Source organism: Stenotrophomonas sp. 80084_Sma (assembly GCF_056481995.1).
Genome location: NZ_CM151177.1, coordinates 1,947,172 through 1,964,373, shown reverse-complemented (window position 1 = coordinate 1,964,373; position 17,202 = coordinate 1,947,172). Strand labels below are relative to the sequence as shown.

The 17,202-nt window shown below is 66.2% G+C and carries 15 protein-coding genes; 6 read left to right on the top strand and 9 right to left on the bottom strand.

Going from position 1 to position 17,202, the window contains the following annotated elements; all coding sequences use genetic code 11:
• Positions 1 to 29 precede the first annotated feature (29 nt).
• Together ACZK3W_RS09275 and ACZK3W_RS09270 are read right to left on the bottom strand one after the other, a co-directional pair.
• Positions 30 to 719, bottom strand: coding sequence for a glutathione S-transferase family protein (locus tag ACZK3W_RS09275; protein ID WP_049461212.1), 690 nt, complete (start codon positions 717 to 719; stop codon positions 30 to 32).
• A gap of 189 nt (positions 720 to 908) precedes the next feature.
• Positions 909 to 1,118 (bottom strand): cold-shock protein, encoded by a 210-nt coding sequence (locus ACZK3W_RS09270; RefSeq protein WP_004153307.1) that lies wholly within the window; start codon positions 1,116 to 1,118, stop codon positions 909 to 911.
• Positions 1,119 to 1,419: 301 nt separating this feature from the next.
• Here ACZK3W_RS09270 and ACZK3W_RS09265 point away from each other — a divergent pair, with 301 nt between their 5' ends.
• Positions 1,420 to 1,908 (top strand): YaiI/YqxD family protein, encoded by a 489-nt coding sequence (locus ACZK3W_RS09265; protein ID WP_010484520.1) that lies wholly within the window; start codon positions 1,420 to 1,422, stop codon positions 1,906 to 1,908.
• Positions 1,909 to 1,914: 6 nt separating this feature from the next.
• Here the strand turns inward: ACZK3W_RS09265 and ACZK3W_RS09260 are convergent, their stop codons facing one another.
• Positions 1,915 to 2,793, bottom strand: coding sequence for a pseudouridine synthase (locus ACZK3W_RS09260; protein WP_478450678.1), 879 nt, complete (start codon positions 2,791 to 2,793; stop codon positions 1,915 to 1,917).
• Positions 2,794 to 2,917: 124 nt separating this feature from the next.
• On the opposite strand from ACZK3W_RS09260, the gene ACZK3W_RS09255 reads away from it, so the two are divergent.
• From ACZK3W_RS09255 to ACZK3W_RS09245, 3 genes are all read left to right on the top strand, one after another.
• Positions 2,918 to 3,466, top strand: coding sequence for a YaeQ family protein (locus ACZK3W_RS09255; protein ID WP_478450677.1), 549 nt, complete (start codon positions 2,918 to 2,920; stop codon positions 3,464 to 3,466).
• Positions 3,463 to 4,647, top strand: coding sequence for a BaiN/RdsA family NAD(P)/FAD-dependent oxidoreductase (locus tag ACZK3W_RS09250; protein ID WP_121503055.1), 1,185 nt, complete (start codon positions 3,463 to 3,465; stop codon positions 4,645 to 4,647). Before ACZK3W_RS09255 ends, ACZK3W_RS09250 begins: the two co-directional genes overlap by 4 nt.
• Positions 4,648 to 4,738: 91 nt before the next feature.
• The gene (locus ACZK3W_RS09245; protein WP_478450676.1) at positions 4,739 to 6,808 is read left to right on the top strand and encodes a GGDEF/EAL domain-containing response regulator; all 2,070 of its coding nucleotides are present in this window, start codon (positions 4,739 to 4,741) and stop codon (positions 6,806 to 6,808) included.
• 108 nt (positions 6,809 to 6,916) lie between these two features.
• Here the strand turns inward: ACZK3W_RS09245 and fabV are convergent, their stop codons facing one another.
• From fabV to queA, 6 genes are all read right to left on the bottom strand, one after another.
• On the bottom strand, positions 6,917 to 8,176 hold the full coding sequence (fabV, locus tag ACZK3W_RS09240) for an enoyl-ACP reductase FabV (protein ID WP_049425168.1): 1,260 nt from the start codon (positions 8,174 to 8,176) through the stop codon (positions 6,917 to 6,919).
• A gap of 721 nt (positions 8,177 to 8,897) precedes the next feature.
• Positions 8,898 to 9,878 carry a protein translocase subunit SecF gene (secF, locus tag ACZK3W_RS09235; RefSeq protein ID WP_071228983.1) on the bottom strand — a complete coding sequence of 327 codons (981 nt, stop codon included), beginning with the start codon at positions 9,876 to 9,878 and terminating at the stop codon, positions 8,898 to 8,900.
• Between the two features lie 15 nt (positions 9,879 to 9,893).
• Entirely contained in the window at positions 9,894 to 11,750 is a 1,857-nt protein-coding gene (secD, locus tag ACZK3W_RS09230) for a protein translocase subunit SecD (RefSeq protein ID WP_049400105.1), read from the bottom strand.
• Positions 11,751 to 11,811: 61 nt separating this feature from the next.
• Positions 11,812 to 12,156, bottom strand: a complete 345-nt coding sequence (gene yajC / locus ACZK3W_RS09225) for a preprotein translocase subunit YajC (RefSeq protein WP_005409257.1) — start codon at positions 12,154 to 12,156, stop codon at positions 11,812 to 11,814.
• Positions 12,157 to 12,290: 134 nt separating this feature from the next.
• Positions 12,291 to 13,421 carry a tRNA guanosine(34) transglycosylase Tgt gene (gene tgt, locus ACZK3W_RS09220; RefSeq protein ID WP_029379947.1) on the bottom strand — a complete coding sequence of 377 codons (1,131 nt, stop codon included), beginning with the start codon at positions 13,419 to 13,421 and terminating at the stop codon, positions 12,291 to 12,293.
• A gap of 177 nt (positions 13,422 to 13,598) precedes the next feature.
• Positions 13,599 to 14,666: a tRNA preQ1(34) S-adenosylmethionine ribosyltransferase-isomerase QueA gene (gene queA, locus ACZK3W_RS09215; RefSeq protein ID WP_032128303.1), complete on the bottom strand. Its 1,068-nt coding sequence runs from the start codon at positions 14,664 to 14,666 to the stop codon at positions 13,599 to 13,601.
• A 210-nt stretch (positions 14,667 to 14,876) separates the two neighbouring features.
• Between queA and ACZK3W_RS09210 the strand changes: the two genes are divergently transcribed.
• Both ACZK3W_RS09210 and ACZK3W_RS09205 read left to right on the top strand, forming a co-directional pair.
• A complete protein-coding gene (locus tag ACZK3W_RS09210) occupies positions 14,877 to 16,373 on the top strand; it encodes an aminotransferase class III-fold pyridoxal phosphate-dependent enzyme (protein WP_478450675.1) in 1,497 nt (498 codons plus the stop codon).
• 217 nt (positions 16,374 to 16,590) lie between these two features.
• Entirely contained in the window at positions 16,591 to 17,184 is a 594-nt protein-coding gene (locus ACZK3W_RS09205) for an LOG family protein (protein WP_032128301.1), read from the top strand.
• Positions 17,185 to 17,202: the final 18 nt, after the last annotated feature.

Sequence of the window (17,202 nt, the reverse complement as noted above, 5' to 3'; positions counted from 1 at the left end):
GCTGAAGATGGGGGCGACGGCCGCCCTCCTCAATTGCCGCTGAGCGCCTGCAGGTGGCCGCCGTGGGCCTCGGCACGCTGGTAGGCCGGGCGCTCACCGATACGCTTGAGGAAGCCACGCAGTGCCGGCTTGTCGTCGAGACCACCACCGCGCGCGGCAGCGGCCTGGATCGGGAAGCTCATCTGGATGTCGGCCGCACTGAAGCGCTCGCCAGCAAACCACGGGCTTTCGGCCAGGCGGCGCTCCATCCAGTCCAGGTGCAGGCGCCGCTGCGGACCGATGAAGCCGCGCTCGGCCTTGTCGGCGATGCTGCGTGCGATCGGGCGCGCGAAGAACGGCATCGGTGCGCTGCGGATGCGACCGATCACCAGGGTCAGCAGCAGCGGCGGCATCGCCGAACCTTCGGCATAGTGCAGCCAGTAGCGGTAGGCGATGCGTTCAGCTCCGTCGGCCGGCATCGGTGACGGCGACAGCTGGCGCTGGGTGTCGTAACGGTCAGCGAGGTAGTCGAGGATCGCCCCGGACTCGGCCAGTACCAGTTCGCCATCCTGCAGCACCGGCGACTTGCCCAGCGGATGCACGTTGCGCAGTTCCGGCGGCGCCAGCAGCGTCTTCGGATCACGCGGATAACGGCGCAGTTCGTAGTCCAGCCCCAGCTCCTCCAGCATCCACAGCACGCGCAGGGAACGGGAGTTTTCCAGGTGGTGGACGATGCGCATGGACGGTTCCGCGATGGGAGGATGCATCTGATCTTAGCCCGCCCGGCTGCATGCCTTTTGTAGAGTCGGGCTTGCTCGACTGCTTTCCAGAGACAGTCGAGCAAGCTCGACTCTACAAAACAGCGGGCAATAAAAAACGCCGGAAGCTTTCGCTTCCGGCGTTCTGGCTACCAAACGGTAGCAGACGGATTAGACCGCCTGCACCTGGTCAGCCTGCATACCCTTCTGACCCTGGACGGCGATGAAGGTAACCTTCTGGCCTTCCTGCAGGGTCTTGAAGCCGGTGCCCTGGATGGCACGGAAGTGCACAAACAGGTCCGGGCCGCTTTCCGGGGTGATGAAGCCGAAGCCCTTGGCGTCGTTGAACCACTTGACGGTGCCGGTCTGACGATCAGACATTTGACTAACTCCTGAAACACATGTTGAAAAAATCGCAGCCACCGGGTATCGGGGCCGAGACTGAGTTGCAGGCGTTGGTAAAGCGGATCGATGAGCGGATCGTGAGATCAACTGCACCAGGCCACGATTCACGGTGACCCTAGCAAACACAGTGGGACGAACGATACGCGTGTTTTCTGCAAAAAGCGATAGCCCGGACGTTCATGGGCAGACCCCGCCCGCTAGACGTGACAAGGGCTGGCAGCCGATCGAGGCTAACCCCGAGTCCCCATTCAGGATTTTCCTACCCTACACTGGGTAAATGACTGAAGCTGAAACCCAAGCTGAACCCGCTCTCCCACGCATCTGGGTAGACGCGGACGCCTGCCCCACCGTCATTCGCGACATCCTGTTCCGGGCCGCTGAACGCGTTGGGATCGAGCTGACCCTGGTCGCCAACCAGTGGATCCGGACCCCGCCCTCGCGCTGGCTGCGCTCGATCCAGGTCCCCCAGGGCCTGGACGTGGCCGACAGCGCCATCGTCGAGCGGGTCGCCGCCGGTGACCTGGTGGTCACCCAGGACATCCCGCTGGCCGCGCTGGTGCTGGAGAAGAAGGCGGTGGCGCTGAACCCGCGTGGCCAGCTGTACACCCCGAACAACATGGCCGAGCGGCTGTCGATGCGCAATTTCATGGAAGAGCTGCGCGGCGCCGGGGTGCAGACCGGGGGCCCACCGCCGCTGGGCCCGCGCGACCGGCAGCTGTTCGCCGCCGAGCTGGACCGCTGGCTTGCGCGGCGCCCGGTTCGCTGAACGGCCCTACCCGCTCTGGCCCGGCAGGCACAGGCGACGCTGACTGCTGAACCGCCTGGGCTCCCCACTCAATGGATCGTCGAAGGCCAGCCCCTGCGCCAGCAGCTGCAGGGGTGACTCGACCGTTTCATCCGGGCGCGGCCTCAGCTGCGGATACAGGTCATCGCCCTCGATGGGGGCGCCCAGCATCGCCATATGCACGCGCAACTGGTGCTTGCGGCCGGTTTCCGGCCGCAACCGGTAGCGCCAGACCGGCCCCTCGGCCTCGATCAGCTCGATCCGGCTGCGGGCATTGGGCTCGCCCGGCACTTCGGCCATGCGGAAGAACGGCTCCCCCGGCACCAGACGACTGTCCCGCTGCAGCGGAAACTCCAGCCCCGGCAGCGCCGGTGCCAGCGCCTCGTAGGTCTTCCCGATGCGCCGCTCGCGGAACAGCCGCTGGTAGGCATCACGCGTGCCTGCCTGGGTGGAAAACAGCACCAGGCCGGCGGTCAGCCGGTCCAAGCGGTGCAGCGGCGCCAGTTCGGTGTTGCCGGTGCGGGCGACCAGGCGCGACAGCAGGGTTTCCCGTACATACCCACCGGCCGGCGTCACCGGCAGGAAGTGCGGCTTGTCGGCCACCAGCAGGTGCGCATCCAGATGCAGGATGGTCTCGGCGAAGGGAATCACCGGCTCGTCGGCCACCTCGCGGAAGTACTGGATTTCCAGCCCCACCTGCCAAGGCATGTCCGGCGCCAGTGCCCTGCCCTGCGCATCCTGCACGCGGCCTCGGGCGAAGCGGTCCTGCCATTGCGCACGGTCGATGCGCGGGAAACGCGCGCACAGGCCATCGAGCAGGCTGGACCAGTGGCCGGGTGGCAGCTGCAGGCGGCTGGGCAAGGTCATGGCGTCCACTCCGGCCACGGGAAAGAGCGCAAGAGTGCCACCGTTGACGCTGCGCAGACAGACCGGCAACGGACACCCCTGGAGCAAACCTCTATCATTGTCGTCTTTAGTCCACGGACCCCCCATGGCCCTCACCGCCACCATCCGCAAGGCCGAACTGCAGATCAGCGACATGGATCGCGGCTACTACGCGACCCACAACCTGACCCTGGCCCAGCACCCGTCCGAGACCGACGATCGCCTGATGGTGCGCCTGCTCGCCTTCGCGCTGAACGCCGGCGACCGCCTGGAATTCGGCCGCGGCCTGAGCACCGATGACGAGCCCGATCTGTGGGAACACGACTACACCGGCGACATCCTGCAGTGGATCGACCTGGGCCATCCGGACGAATCGCGTATCCGCAAGGCCAGCAATCGCAGCCGCCAGGTGCAGGTGATCAACTACGGCGGCAACGCCTCGGAGATCTGGTGGGGCAAGCAGAGCAAGGGCCTGGCACGCTTCGACAATCTCTCGGCGGTTGATCTGGACGGTGAATTCGTCGAGCGCTGGGGCCAGCAGATCCAGCGCGCCATGCGCTGGAGCGTGCTGATCCAGGACGGTGAAGTGCAGCTGCTCAACGACCAGATCCAGCTCGACGTGATCCCGAACTGGCGCAAGCGCGCCAAGGCATGAGCACGATCCGTTGCGACGTGGTGGTCATCGGCGCCGGTGCGGCCGGGCTGATGACCGCAATCACGGCTGGCCAGCGCGGCCGCCAGGTGCAGGTGATCGACCATGCCAACAAGGTCGGCAAGAAGATCCTGATGTCCGGCGGTGGCCGCTGCAACTTCACCAACACCGGCACCACCCCGGCCAACTTCCTGTCGGCCAACCCGCACTTCTGCAAGTCGGCACTGGCGCGCTACACGCCCTGGCACTTCATCGAGCTGGTCAGCAAGCACGGCATCGCGTATCACGAAAAAGAGCTGGGCCAGCTGTTCTGCGATGTCTCGTCCAAGCAGATCGTGAAGATGCTGGTGGACGAATGCCAGGCGGCAGGCGTGCAGGTGCGTACCGACTGCAGCGTGCAGCGCATCGAGCATGGCAGCGATGGTTTCCGCGTGCACACCACGCAGGGCCTGTTCCATTGCGCCTCGCTGGTGGTGGCCACCGGCGGCCTCTCCATTCCCAGCATGGGCGCCAGCGGCTTCGGCTATGAAGTGGCCCGACAGTTCGGCCACCAGGTGCTGCCGACCCGCGCCGGGCTGGTGCCGCTGACGCTCAGCGGCAAGCACCAGGAACGGCTGGCCGATCTCAGCGGCGTCGCTCTGCCCATCGAGGCGCGCTGCAACGGAAAGAGCTTCCAGAATTTCATGCTGCTGACCCATCGCGGCGTGAGTGGCCCGGCGATCCTGCAGATCTCCTCGTTCTGGCAACCCGGCGACGCGCTGGAGCTGGACCTGCTGCCCGGCCAGGATGCCGGCGAGTGGTTGCGCCAGATGAAGCGCGAACGTCCTGCCGCCGAGCTGCGCACGGTGCTGGGCGAGGTACTGCCGAAGCGGCTGGCACAGCGGTTGTGCGAACACTGGCTGCCCGACCGGCCCGTGCGCCAGCTGGACGAGCCGGTGCTGCGCCAGGCCGCACAGCTGCTGGGCGCGTTCCCGCTGGTGGCCAGTGGTACCGAGGGCTACCGCACCGCCGAGGTCACCCTGGGCGGCGTGGATACCGCCGAGGTCTCGTCCTCGACGATGGAATCCAAGCGCGTGCCCGGCCTGCATTTCGTCGGCGAGGTGCTGGATGTGACCGGCTGGCTGGGCGGCTACAACTTCCAGTGGGCCTGGGCCAGCGGCCACGCAGCCGGTGGCGTGGTGTGAACCGCATCGCCGTTCAATGCGTGCAAGGGGTGCGCGCATGGACGGTTCGCCGCGCATCGTGTATCTAGATTTGCAGATTGGGGAGCAGTGCATGCAGAACGCGAACGACATCACCATCCGCCTGCTGATCGTCGATGACAGCGGCGAGAATGCCGAAGCCATCGTCAGCACGCTGCGCAACAGCGGCATCGCGGTACGCCCGTGGCGTCCGCAGGATGCAGCCGAGCTGGCCCAGGTGCTGGCCAGCCAGGCCATCGACCTGGTGCTGGCTTCGCCCTCCCAGGGCATCCCGCTGCCACTGGTGGCCCAGCATATTGCTGCCAGCGGCAAGGACATTCCACTGGTGCTGCTGGCCGAGCGCATCGACGAAGACGAACTGGTGCAGGCCAGCAGCCACGGCATCCGCGCCCTCGCCCTGCGCCAACGCCCGGAGCACCTGCTCGCCGTGGTCCGTGACCAGTGGGTGGACCTGCAGGCGCGTCGCGGCCTGCGCCGCATCGAAGCACAGATGCGCGAAACCGAGCGCCGCTGCGATGCGTTGATCGCCTCCTCGCGCGACCCCATCGCCTACGTGCATGAAGGCATGCACATCCGCGCCAACGATGCCTATCTGGAGATGTTCGGTTACGAGCATTTCGACGACATCGAAGGCATCTCGCTGCTGGACATGGTCGCCGCCCAGCACGTGGAGGGCTTCAAGCAGCTGCTGAAGGGGCTGAGCCGTGGCGAGGCGCCGCCGCCGCAGTACCAGCTCGACGCGCGCCACGAGGATGGCAGCGCGTTCCCGGCGACGATGGAGTTTGCCGCTGCCACCTACGAAGGCGAATCCTGCCTGCAGGTGGTGCTCCGCCGCCGCATGGAATTCGACCCCGAGCTGGCACGTGAGGTCGAGGACCTGCGCCAGCGCGACCAGGTCACCGGCCTGCTCAACCGCCCGACCTTCATGCTGCAGCTGGAAAGCGCGGTGGCCCAGGCCGGGCGCAGCGAGGGGCAGTTCGGCCTGCTGCTGATCGAGCCGGACCACTACGCGCGCCTGCTGCCGGACATTGGCCTGGCCTCGGCCGACACCCTGATCGGCGCCCTTGCCGGCCTGCTGGCCGAGGTGGTCGGCGAGGACGCACAGCTGGCCCGCTTCGGCGAACACAATTTCGCCGTGCTGCAGGCCGGGCCCTATGCGCAGACCGTGGCGCTGGCCGAGCGCATCCGCGAAGCCTACGCCGCACACGTCTTCAGCATCGGCGCGCGTTCGGCCACGGTAACGGTCAGCATCGGTGGCGTGCAGGTGGGCGAGAAGATCGCCAGCATCGGCCAGGTGCTGGCACGCGCCAGCGAATGCACGCAGGCCGCCGCCGAGCTGGGCAATACCTGCCGTATCTTCGACCCAGCCGCCGCCGACCGCGTGGAGGAAGAACGCGTGCTGCGCTGGGTCGCCCGAATCCGTGAAGCGCTGGCCGGTGACGGCTTCCAGCTGCACTACCAGCCGGTGCTGAACCTGCAGGGCGAGTCGCTGGAGCTGTATGAGGCCTACCTGCGCCTGGAGCACAACGGCGAACTGCTGAGCCCGACCGCGTTCCTCGGTATCGCGGAGGAGCACGGCCTGCTGGCCGACATCAACCGCTGGGTGGTGTCACGGGCGATCGCGGTGCTGGGCCAGCGTGCACGCGAAGGCCATGCCACGCAGATGCTGGTGAAAGTGACGCCGGAATCGTTCGACGACCCGCAGATGATCGCTACCCTGCGCCGCGAGCTGCAGGCTCAGGGTGTGCCCGGCGAACGGCTGTGGCTGCATGCGCCGGAAGCGAAGGTGTTCACTCACCTGCGCAGTGCACAGCAGTTCCTTGCCGAAGTAGCACCGCTGGGCTGCCGCATCGGCCTGGAGCAGTTCGGTTCGGGGCTGGATTCGTTCCAGCTGCTGGCCCACTTCCAGCCGCAGTTCCTCAAGCTGGACCGTGGCTTCACCGGTGACCTGGCGGCCACCCGCGAGAACATCGATCGCATCAGCCAGATCACCGCGCGCGCGCAGGAAGCCGGCATCCGCACCATCGCCGAGTTCGTCAGCGATGCCAATTCGATGACGTTGCTGTTCAGTGCCGGCGTGGACTACGTGCAGGGCGACTTCGTCGGCCCGGCGTTGCCGGAGATGGGTTTCGAGTTCGGGTGACCGATGGTAGTGCCGGCCGCTGGCCGGCAGCTGCAAGTACCCGGGGTTGCCGGCCAGCGGCCGGCACCACCCAAAGAGAAGGCCGGCTTTCGCCGGCCTCTTCGTTGATCAGGTCATGTCGACCAGATTTTCGATCTTCACGTCCGGATTGACGTCGGCCTCGTAGTCGACACCCTCCACGCCAAAACCGAACAGGCGCAGGAAATCGGCCTTGTAGCCGGCCAGATCGCTGATCTCGTACAGGTTCTCGTTGGTCACCTGCGGCCACAGCGCGACCACCTTGCCCTGCACGTCCGCGGCCATTTCCTTGTAATCGGCACGCAGGCGGCCTTCGTCATCGACCAGCGCGACGGTGTGGCCATCGCCATCGACCAGGTCGTGGCGCAGACGATCGACCGCCACGCCATCGGCCTTGCCGCCGTAGAGGATGTCGTACAGCACGTCGAGCTGTTCGATGCAGCCTTCGTGCGTGCCCTTTTCCTTCATCACCTTGAACAACAGCGACAGGTACAGCGGCATGGTCGGAATGGCCGAGCTGGCCTGGGTGACCACGGCCTTCAGCACCGACACGCGCGCGTCGCCACCGATCCTGGCCAGCTTCTCGCGCAGGCCCAGCACCTTGTTGTCCAGGTCCTTCTTGGCCGCACCGATCGAGCCATTCCAGTAGATCGCCTGGGTGATCTCTTCGCCCACATAGGTGAAGGCGGTGGTGGTGCAGCCATTGGCCAGCACGCCGGCGTCGGCCAGCGCATCGATCCACATCTGCCAGTCCTCGCCGCCCATCACCGCGACGGTGCCAGCGATTTCTTCCGGGGTGGCCGGCTGCAGATGGGTCTCGGTCAGCACTTCCTTGTCGGTATCCAGGCCACGCAGGGTGATCGGCTCGCCGATCGGCTTCAGCGTGGAGCTGATGATCTCTCCGGTCTTCGGGTGCTTGCGGCGCGGCGCGGCGAGGCTGTAGACGACCTGGTCGACCTGGCCGAGATCGGCCTTGATCATCTCGATGGTCCTGGCCTTCACTTCATCGGAGAAGGCATCGCCGTTGATGCTCTTGGCGTACAGGCCAGCTTCGTCGGCGTACTTGTGGAACGCGGCCGAGTTGTACCAGCCCGCGGTGCCCGGCTTGGTTTCACTACCCGGGCGTTCGAAGAAGATGCCAAGGGTGGCGGCGCCACTGCCGAAGGCGGCAGTGATGCGCGCCGCCAGGCCGTAGCCGGTGGAGGCGCCGATCACCAGCACGCGCTTGGGACCATTCTGGATCGGCGGACGTGCGCGGATGTAGTCGATCTGCTGCTTGACCGCGGCTTCGCAGCCGGTCGGGTGGGTGGTGACGCAGATGAAGCCGCGGACGCGCGGTTTGATGACCATGGATACCTCGGGTTGGCAGATGCGGCGCGCGGGGCGCTCAGCAGGAATACGGGCGCGCGCCTGCGCGCGCGAACCGCAGGATCGTAGTGCGCGGGGGAAGATTGCACAACCGACGGCGGCGTAGGGTGGGGTTTGTTCTGCAGGGTTGCACCCTGCACCCGCAGAGGCCGGAGCAACGGCCGGAGCCGGAGCAACTTCAAAAGCTGGGTTCCTGTGGGTTGGCGGGGTGGGTCCGGTTGCGGGGGACGCCGTAAATCCGTCCATGGAGGCTTGGCCGCGGCATCCATGCCGCGTCCCCCCCCCGCAACCGGACCCACCCCGCCTTCGACAGATTTCCGCGATCTGTTGGAGCGGCATCCTGCTCTGGTAGGTGTCGACCTTGGTCGACATGGATGAACTCATTCAATATCTGACAGATGTGTCGACCAAGGTCGACACCTACCAACAGCCGCGCGATCCAACAGCCGCAGGAATCTGTCAGAGGTGGGGCCATGTGGGTTGGCAGGACCGTTGGCGCCATGGATGGCGCCATCGAGCCCCCATGGATGGGTTTACGGCGTGTCCTGCCAATCCACATGGCCCCACCATTCCACGGAATGCCCGCTGTTGCTATTGCTGTTGCCGACCAGCGGCCGGCACTACCGCGGGTGCAGGGCTGCAAGCCCTGCCCACAAAAACCCCGCTTGCGCGGGGTTCTCTGTGTGTTGCGTGCAGCGGGTGCTTACGGGCGACGGGCCAGGGCCTCGATGTCCTTCGCCTTCGGCAGCAGGTCCTGCTTGCTGACGCGCAGGAAACCGATCGTCAGCATCGGCACCGCCACCAGGATCGAGGACAACACCACGATCACCGCACCGATCATGTGCGTCTCGGCCAGGCCTTCCATCGAGCTGCCGCCGTACATGTACAGGGCAAGCGCCGACAGGAAGAACATCACCGCGGTGATCACCGTACGCGACAGCGTCTGGTTGATCGAACGGTTCAGCACTTCCATCGAGTCCACGCGCAGGCTGCGGAAGTTCTCGCGGACGCGGTCGAAGACCACGATCAGATCGTTGATCGCAAAACCCATCACCGACAGCAGGCCGGCCAGCACGGTCAGGTCGAACTCACGGCCCAGCAGGGACACGTAAGCGACCGTCACGATCAGATCGAACATCGCCACGATGCTGGCGGTGACCGCGAACTTCCATTCGAAGCGCACCGCGATGTAGATCAGGAAGCCGGCCAGCATGAAGATGGTGGCGTACAGGCCATTCATCGCCAGGTCCTTGCCGATCTGCGGGCCCACGAACTCGTTGCGGAGCACGGTGGCCTGGTTGTCGGCGGTGGACAGTGCCTTCACCACGGCGGCGGCGGTGGCCTTGTCCTCGTGCGCGGCGTCACCGGTACCGGCAGCGTGCTCACCGTGCGGGGCCAGGCGGATCAGCAGATCGGTGTTGCCACCGACGCTCTGCACCTGGGCACCGTCGAAGCCACTTTCCTCGAGCTTGGTACGGACCTGCTCGACGTCCACCGCCTTGTCGAAGCGGGCTTCGATCAGGGTGCCGCCGGTAAAGTCCAGGGCGTAGTTGAAGCCCTTGAAGCCGATGATGGCAACCGAGGCCAGGAACACGATGACCGTGACGACCATCGCGACATGGCGCCAGCGCATGAAGTCGATCTTGGTGTCGTTCGGGAGGATGTGCAGCGGAAACAGTTTCATGTGCGTGTCGTCCCGTCAGATGGCCACGTTCTGGAGCTTCTTGCGGCGGCCGTAGATCAGCGTCGCCAGCGCACGCGACACGGTGATCGCGGTGAACATGGAGGCGAAAATACCGATGATCATGGTCAGCGCGAAGCCCTTCAGCGGACCGGTACCGAATGCGAACAGCGCCACACCGACGATCAGGCCGGTCAGGTTGGCGTCGAGGATGGTGCCGGAAGCACGCTCGTAACCGGTCACGATCGCGGTCTTGCCCGGCACGCCGGCACGCAGCTCTTCACGGATACGCTCGTTGATCAGCACGTTGGCGTCCACCGACAGGCCGACCGACAACGCCAGACCGGCGAAGCCCGGCAGGGTCATGGTCGCGCCGAACAGCGACATCACCGCCACCACGATCAGCAGGTTGAACAGCATCGCGATCGAGGTGATCACGCCGAACATGCGGTAGTAGACGCTGAAGAACACCAGGGTGAACAGGAATGCGAACACCACCGCGCGCATACCGTTCTTGACGTTCTCGGCACCCAGGCTCGGGCCCACCACGCGCTCTTCGACGAAGTCCATCGGCGCGGCCAGCGAGCCGGACTTCAGCAGCTTGGCCAGGTCCTCGGCTTCCTTCTTCTGCAGGCCGGTGGTCTGGAAGTTCTTGCCGAACACGCCGTTGATGTTGGCCACCGAGATCACTTCCTCGTTGACCTTGAAGCCACGCACTTCCTGGCCGTCGACGACGGTCACGGTCGGCACGCGCTCGGTGTAGACCACCGCCATCGGCTTGTTCACGTTGGCGCTGGTGAAGTCGAACATGCGCTGGCCGCCGACATTGTTCAGCGTCACGCTGACCGCCGGAGAGCCGCTGTTCGAATCGGTCACCGCCTGCGCGCCGACCATCTGGTCACCGGTGACGATCACGCGCTTGTTCAGCAGGACCGGACCACCGCCATCACGACGCTGGTAGACCTTCGCTTCCGGCGGAATGCGCCCGGAGTTGATGGCGTCCTGTGCATTGCCGTCAACCACCGCGCGGTACTCGAGGGTAGCGGTGGCGCCGATCATGCGCTTGGCTTCGGCGGTGTCCTGCACGCCCGGCAGCTGCACCACCACGCGGTCGGCACCCTGGCGCTGGATGATCGGCTCAGCCACGCCGAGCTGGTTCACGCGGTTGCGCAGGGTGTTGATGTTCTGCTCGATGGCGCCGTTGGCGATCTGGGTGATCTCGGTTTCCGGCACGGTCACCGTGATGCGATTGCCACTGACGTCGTAGCCGAGGGTCGGCTGCGCCTTCACCAGGGCAGTGCGGGCACGCTGCGCGGCGTCGTCACCGGCGGACGGGCTCAGGTTCGCCACGATGCTGTTGTCAGCGCGGCGTTCCACCGACTGGTACGGGATGCGGGCGTCGCGCAGCGTGCTGCGCACGTCTTCGGTGTAGGCGTCCAGGCGCTTGTCCAGGGCGGCCTTCTGGTCGACCTGCAGCACGAAGTGCACGCCACCCTGAAGGTCCAGGCCCAGCACCATCGGGCGACCGCCGAGGTTGGCCAGCCAGTCCGGCACGGTCGAGGCCAGGTTCAGGGCCACGGTGTACTTTTCGCCGACCGTGTCACGCAGGGCGTCGCTGGCAGCGGACTGCGCCTTCAGGTCCGGCAGGCGGACGATCAGGCTTTCCCCTTCCTTCTCGGCACCGACGGTGGCGACACCGGCCTTCTTCAGGTCGGCCAGCACACGGTCACGCAGCGCATCGTCGATCTGGCCGCCACGGTTGGCGGTGATCTGGAGGGCCGGGTCCTTCTGGTAGATGTTGGGCAGCGCGTACAGCGCGCTGAGCGCCAGTACGATCAGGATGACGACGTACTTCCAGCGTGGAAATTCGAGCATTGCTTGGGTCCCGCGCGGCGCCATCCCCGGCGCCGCGGTTGTGCATCGGAAAGGGAGTGGCTTACTGGGCCGACTTCAGGGTACCGGCCGGCAGCACGTTGCCGACAGCGCCCTTCTGCACGCGGATGCGCACGTTGTCCGCCACTTCAATGGTGATGAAGTTGTCGCCGATGTCGGTGACGATGCCGGCGATGCCGCCGTTGGTCAGCACTTCGTCGCCACGCTTGATCTTCTCCAGCATGGCCTTGTGCTCCTTCTGCCGCTTCATCTGCGGGCGGATCATCAGGAAGTACATGATGGCGATCAGGATGACCGGGAACAGCAGCGTGGTCAGGCCCATGCCCTGCGGTTGGCCGCCGGCGGCCTGGGCGTGGGCGGCGGGAATCAGGAAGGCAAGCAGGTTCATTGTTGGTCCTTTGGTTGGGCGGCGCTTCGGCCCTTTCACGGGCACGAGGTGTCGACCGCGGATCTGGGTCAGCCTTGAAGTATGCCACGGCCCCGGGCGTTCGTCCTTGGGCCGTTTGGCAGGGGGTGTTCGGGTTACAGGGGCGGTGCTACCGCCCCGCGTGCCGCGTAGAAAGACTCACGGAAGGCCAGGAAGGTTCCCGCCTCGATGGCCGCACGGATGTCGGCCATGAGCTTTTCGTAATAGAACAGGTTGTGCAGGGTGCCCAGCATTGGCGCCAGCATCTCGTTGCAGCGGTCCAGGTGGCGCAGGTACGAACGCGTGTAACCGCCGGTGCAGGCCACGCAGCCGCAGCCCGGCTCGATCGGGTCCATGTCGCGCGCGTACTGGGAATTGCGGATGCGGACGGTGCCGAACGAGGTGAAATAGTGGCCGTTGCGGGCGTTGCGGGTCGGCATCACGCAGTCGAACATGTCCACGCCACGTGCGACACCCTCGACCAGGTCCTCCGGCCGGCCCACACCCATCAGGTAGCGCGGACGGTCGCCCGGCAGTTCCGGATCCAGGTGGTCGAGCATGGCGTTGCGCTCGTGCTCCGGCTCGCCCACGGCCAGGCCACCGATGGCGTAACCGTCGAAGCCGATCGCCTGTAGGGCCTCGGCCGAGCGGCTGCGCAGGTCGGTGTGCACGCCGCCCTGGACGATGCCGAACAGGGCCGCGTCGTTGCCGAGCTCGTCATGCGCGTTGCGGCTGCGCTGGGCCCAGCGCAGGCTCAGCTCCATCGAGCGGCGCGCCACATCCTCGGTAGCCGGGTACGGGGTGCACTCGTCGAAGATCATCACCACGTCCGAATCGAGCACTTTCTGGATCTTCATGCTCTCTTCCGGGCCCAGGAACACGCGGGCACCGTCGGTTGGCGAGGCGAAGGTCACGCCCTGCTCGGTGATCTTGCGGCGGTGGGCCAGCGAGAACACCTGGAAGCCGCCGGAGTCGGTCAGGATCGGGCCATCCCAGCGGCAGAAGCCGTGCAGGCCGCCGTGGTCGGCGATGATGTCCAGGCCCGGGCGCAGGTACAGGTGGAACGTGTTGCCGAGGATGATCTCGGCGCCCAGCGCACGCACCTGGTCCGGCAGGATGCCCTTGACCGAGCCATAGGTCCCCACCGGCATGAAGGCCGGCGTTTCCACCGTGCCACGCGGGAAGGTCAGGCGGCCACGGCGGGCACGGCCGTCGCGGGTCTGGAGCTGGAACTGCAATCGGGACATGGAGCGGTCATTCGGGCAAATAGTCGCCCATTGTCTCCCAAAACCGAGTCGACCGCCCATTCAGGCCTGAACGGCACGGCAGTAGAGCCACGCCATGCGTGGCTTTCCTGACCTCCAGGCACCGGCAAGTGCGCACCAACGGTGCGCACCCACCACAAGCAGGCAGAGGTCAGCGCCCTACCCCGCCTGCGGGAACAGCAGCATCGCGTCGCCGTAGCTGAAGAAGCGGTAGCGCTGCTCGATCGCGTGCTGGTAGGCCTCGAATACGCGCTGCTTGCCGGCAAACGCGGAAATCATCATCAGCAACGTGCTTTCCGGCAGGTGGAAATTGGTCACCATCGCGTCGACGCTGCGGATGCGGTAGCCCGGGGTGATGAAGATCTGGGTCTCGCCGGCGAACGGCAGCAGCTCGCCATCGCGCATCGCGCTTTCCAGCGCGCGCACCACGGTGGTGCCGACGCCGATCACGCGGCCGCCGGCGGCGCGCGTGCGCCGCACCTGCTGCACCAGCTCGGCACCGACATTCAGCCACTCGCGGTGCATCACGTGGTCCTTCAGGTCATCGGCACGCACCGGCTGGAAGGTGCCCGCACCCACGTGCAGGGTGACGTGGCCGAAGTCCACGCCCTTGTCCTTCAATGCGGCCAGCAGCGGTTCGTCGAAATGCAGGCCGGCGGTCGGCGCGGCCACCGCGCCCACTTCACGCGCGAACACGGTCTGGTAGCGCTCGCGGTCATCCACACCCGGCTCGCGCTGGATGTAGGGCGGCAGCGGCAGGCGGCCGGCATGCAGCAGCCACTGTTCCAGCGATTCCGGCACATGGAACTGCAGCACGTAGAACTCGCCATCGCGACCCAGCACCTCGGCTTCGCCACCGGCATCCAGCGCGATGCGGCTGCCGGCCTTGGGCGACTTGCTGGCGCCCACCTGCGCGCGGGCCTGCTGGCCACCGAGCAGGCGCTCGATCAGGATCTCCACGCGGCCGCCACTGGCCTTCTGCCCGAACAGGCGCGCCGGGATCACCCGGGTGTCGTTGAACACCAGCAGATCGCCCGGCTGCAGCAGCGACGGCAGGTCGCGCACCTGCAGGTCGGTGAAGGCATCGGGCGCCGGAGGCACCAGCAGCAGGCGGCTTGCGGAACGTTCGGCCAGGGGCGCCTGCGCGATCAGTTCAGCCGGCAGGTCGTAGTTGAAATCGGACTTCTTCAAGGCAGTGGGCGGCAACAGGTCGACAATGGCGCGCATTGTACGTCCAGCGTCTGCGAGCCGGCGTGCTTCGCGGCGAACGTCGCGCAAAATGCTGCTATGCAGCAGGTTTCTGCGGGGTTATCGCGCAAAAAAACAAGTGCTAGCATCGAGTCGGAAGTCCGCTGCACGAGCCTGCCCCAAGCGCGCGTGATGACGCGCGTTTTGCTTTTGAAGACCCGTGCGACCCATTGTTTCAGGAGATCTGCAATGAGCTTCATCGAACGCCTCGCCCCCCTGCGCAACCAGCCCGGCACCCGCCTCACCTCCGGCCTGGACGACGCCACCCTGACCGCCCTGTCCGCCAACCACCCGCAGCTGGTCGCCGCGGTGGACGCCGCCGCCGAGGAATTCGCGCGCGTGCAGGCCGACCTGGGGCCGCTGCTGGCGCAGGACGAACAGGCGCAGATCGACGCGATGCAGGACGGTTTCGTCAATTTCTATGCCGATGACGCGGTGACCCCGTATGTGGCACTGGCTGCGCGCGGCCCGTGGGTGGTCACCCTGAAAGGCGGCGTGCTGTACGACGCCGGCGGCTACGGCATGCTCGGCTTCGGGCACACCCCGGACGCCGTGCTGGAGGCGATGGCGCGCCCGCAGGTGATGGCCAACATCATGACCCCCAGCCTGTCGCAGCAGCGCTTCATCACCGCCCTGCGCGCCGAGATCGGCCACCGCCGTGGCGGCTGCCCGTTCGCCCGTTTCATGTGCCTGAATTCCGGTTCCGAGGCGGTCGGCCTGGCCGCGCGCATCGCCGACGTCAACGCCAAGCTGCAGACCGACCCGGGCGCACGCCACGCCGGTGCTGCGATCAAGCGCGTGGTGGTCAAGGGCAGCTTCCACGGCCGTACCGACCGCCCTGCCCTCTATTCGGACTCCAGCCGCAAGAGCTACATGCAGCACCTGGCCAGCTACCGTGGCGAGGATTCGGTGATCACCGTGGCGCCGTACGACGAAGCCGGCCTGCGCAAGGTGTTCGAGGATGCCGCACGCAACCAGTGGTTCATCGAGGCGGTGTTCCTGGAACCGGTGATGGGCGAAGGCGACCCGGGCCGCTCGGTGCCGCCGTCGTTCTATGCCGTTGCCCGCGAACTGACCCGTGCCCATGGCAGCCTGCTGCTGCTGGACTCGATCCAGGCCGGCCTGCGTGCGCATGGCGTGCTCTCGGTGGTCGATTACCCGGGCTTCGAAGGCCTGGACCCGCCGGACATGGAGACCTACTCCAAGGCACTCAACGCCGCGCAGTACCCGCTGTCGGTGCTGGCGGTGACCGAGCATGCCGCGCAGCTGTACCGCAAGGGCATCTATGGCAACACGATGACCAGCAACCCGCGTGCACTGGACGTGGCCTGCGCCACCCTGGCCCAGCTGACCCCGCAGGTGCGCGCCAACATCGCCGAGCGTGGTGCCGAGGCCGTGCGCAAGCTTGAACAGCTGAAGAACGAGCTGGGCGGACTGATCACCAAGGTGCAGGGCACCGGCCTGCTGTTCTCCTGCGAACTGGCGCCGCAGTTCAAGTGCTACGGCGCCAACTCCACCGAGGAATGGCTGCGCCAGCACGGCATCAACGTGATTCACGGTGGCGAGAACTCGCTGCGCTTCACTCCGCACTTCGGCATGGACAGCGAAGAGCTGGACCTGCTGGTGGGGATGGTCGGCCGCGCGCTGCGTGAAGGCCCGCGCCGCGAGCAGGCAGCGGCGGCGTAAGTCTCGTTCTTTGTAGAGTCGAGCTTGCTCGACTGCACTTCGTTCAGGCACCGCGATAGTCGAGCAAGCTCGACTCTACTGAACGAAGAGCAGGCGAGCGCGGCGCGGCTCTACAGAAGGCCCCTGAAGGCCTCATAATCCTTGGGCACCCCGTCCCTGACCGCTCTGCGGTCGGCGATGGGGCGTTTTCGTTTCCGGCCAAAAGACAGGAAGATCCATGAAATCGATCTGTGTGTACTGTGGTTCCAACGCTGGCAGCAAGCCGGCCTATACCGAACGCGCCCTTGCCCTGGGCGACCGCATCGCCCGCGACGGGATGCGCCTGGTGTACGGCGGCGGCAATGTCGGCCTGATGGGAACCGTGGCCAATGCCGTGCTCGCGGCCGGCGGCGAAGTGACCGGCGTGATCCCGCGCCAGCTGGCCGACTGGGAAGTGGCCCACCGCGGCCTGACCGAACTGGAAATTGTCGGTTCGATGCATGAGCGCAAGTCGCGCATGTTCGACCTCGCCGATGGCTTCGTCACGCTGCCCGGCGGCTTCGGCACCATGGAAGAGATCTTCGAGATGCTGACCTGGCGCCAGCTTGGCATCGGCAACAAGCCGTGCGCCTTCCTCGACGTGGAAGGTTTCTACGCCCCGCTGATCGGCATGATCGACCGCATGGTGGAAGAGCGCTTCCTGCACCCGGACCAGCGCCAGGACCTGTGGTACGGCTCGGATATCGAAGAGATGCTGGAGTGGATGAAGAACTACAAGCCAGCGCAGGCCTCGAAGTGGATCGACGAAAAGCGTCGCGCCGCCCTGCGCTGATGCTTTCCTGCGCGGCGG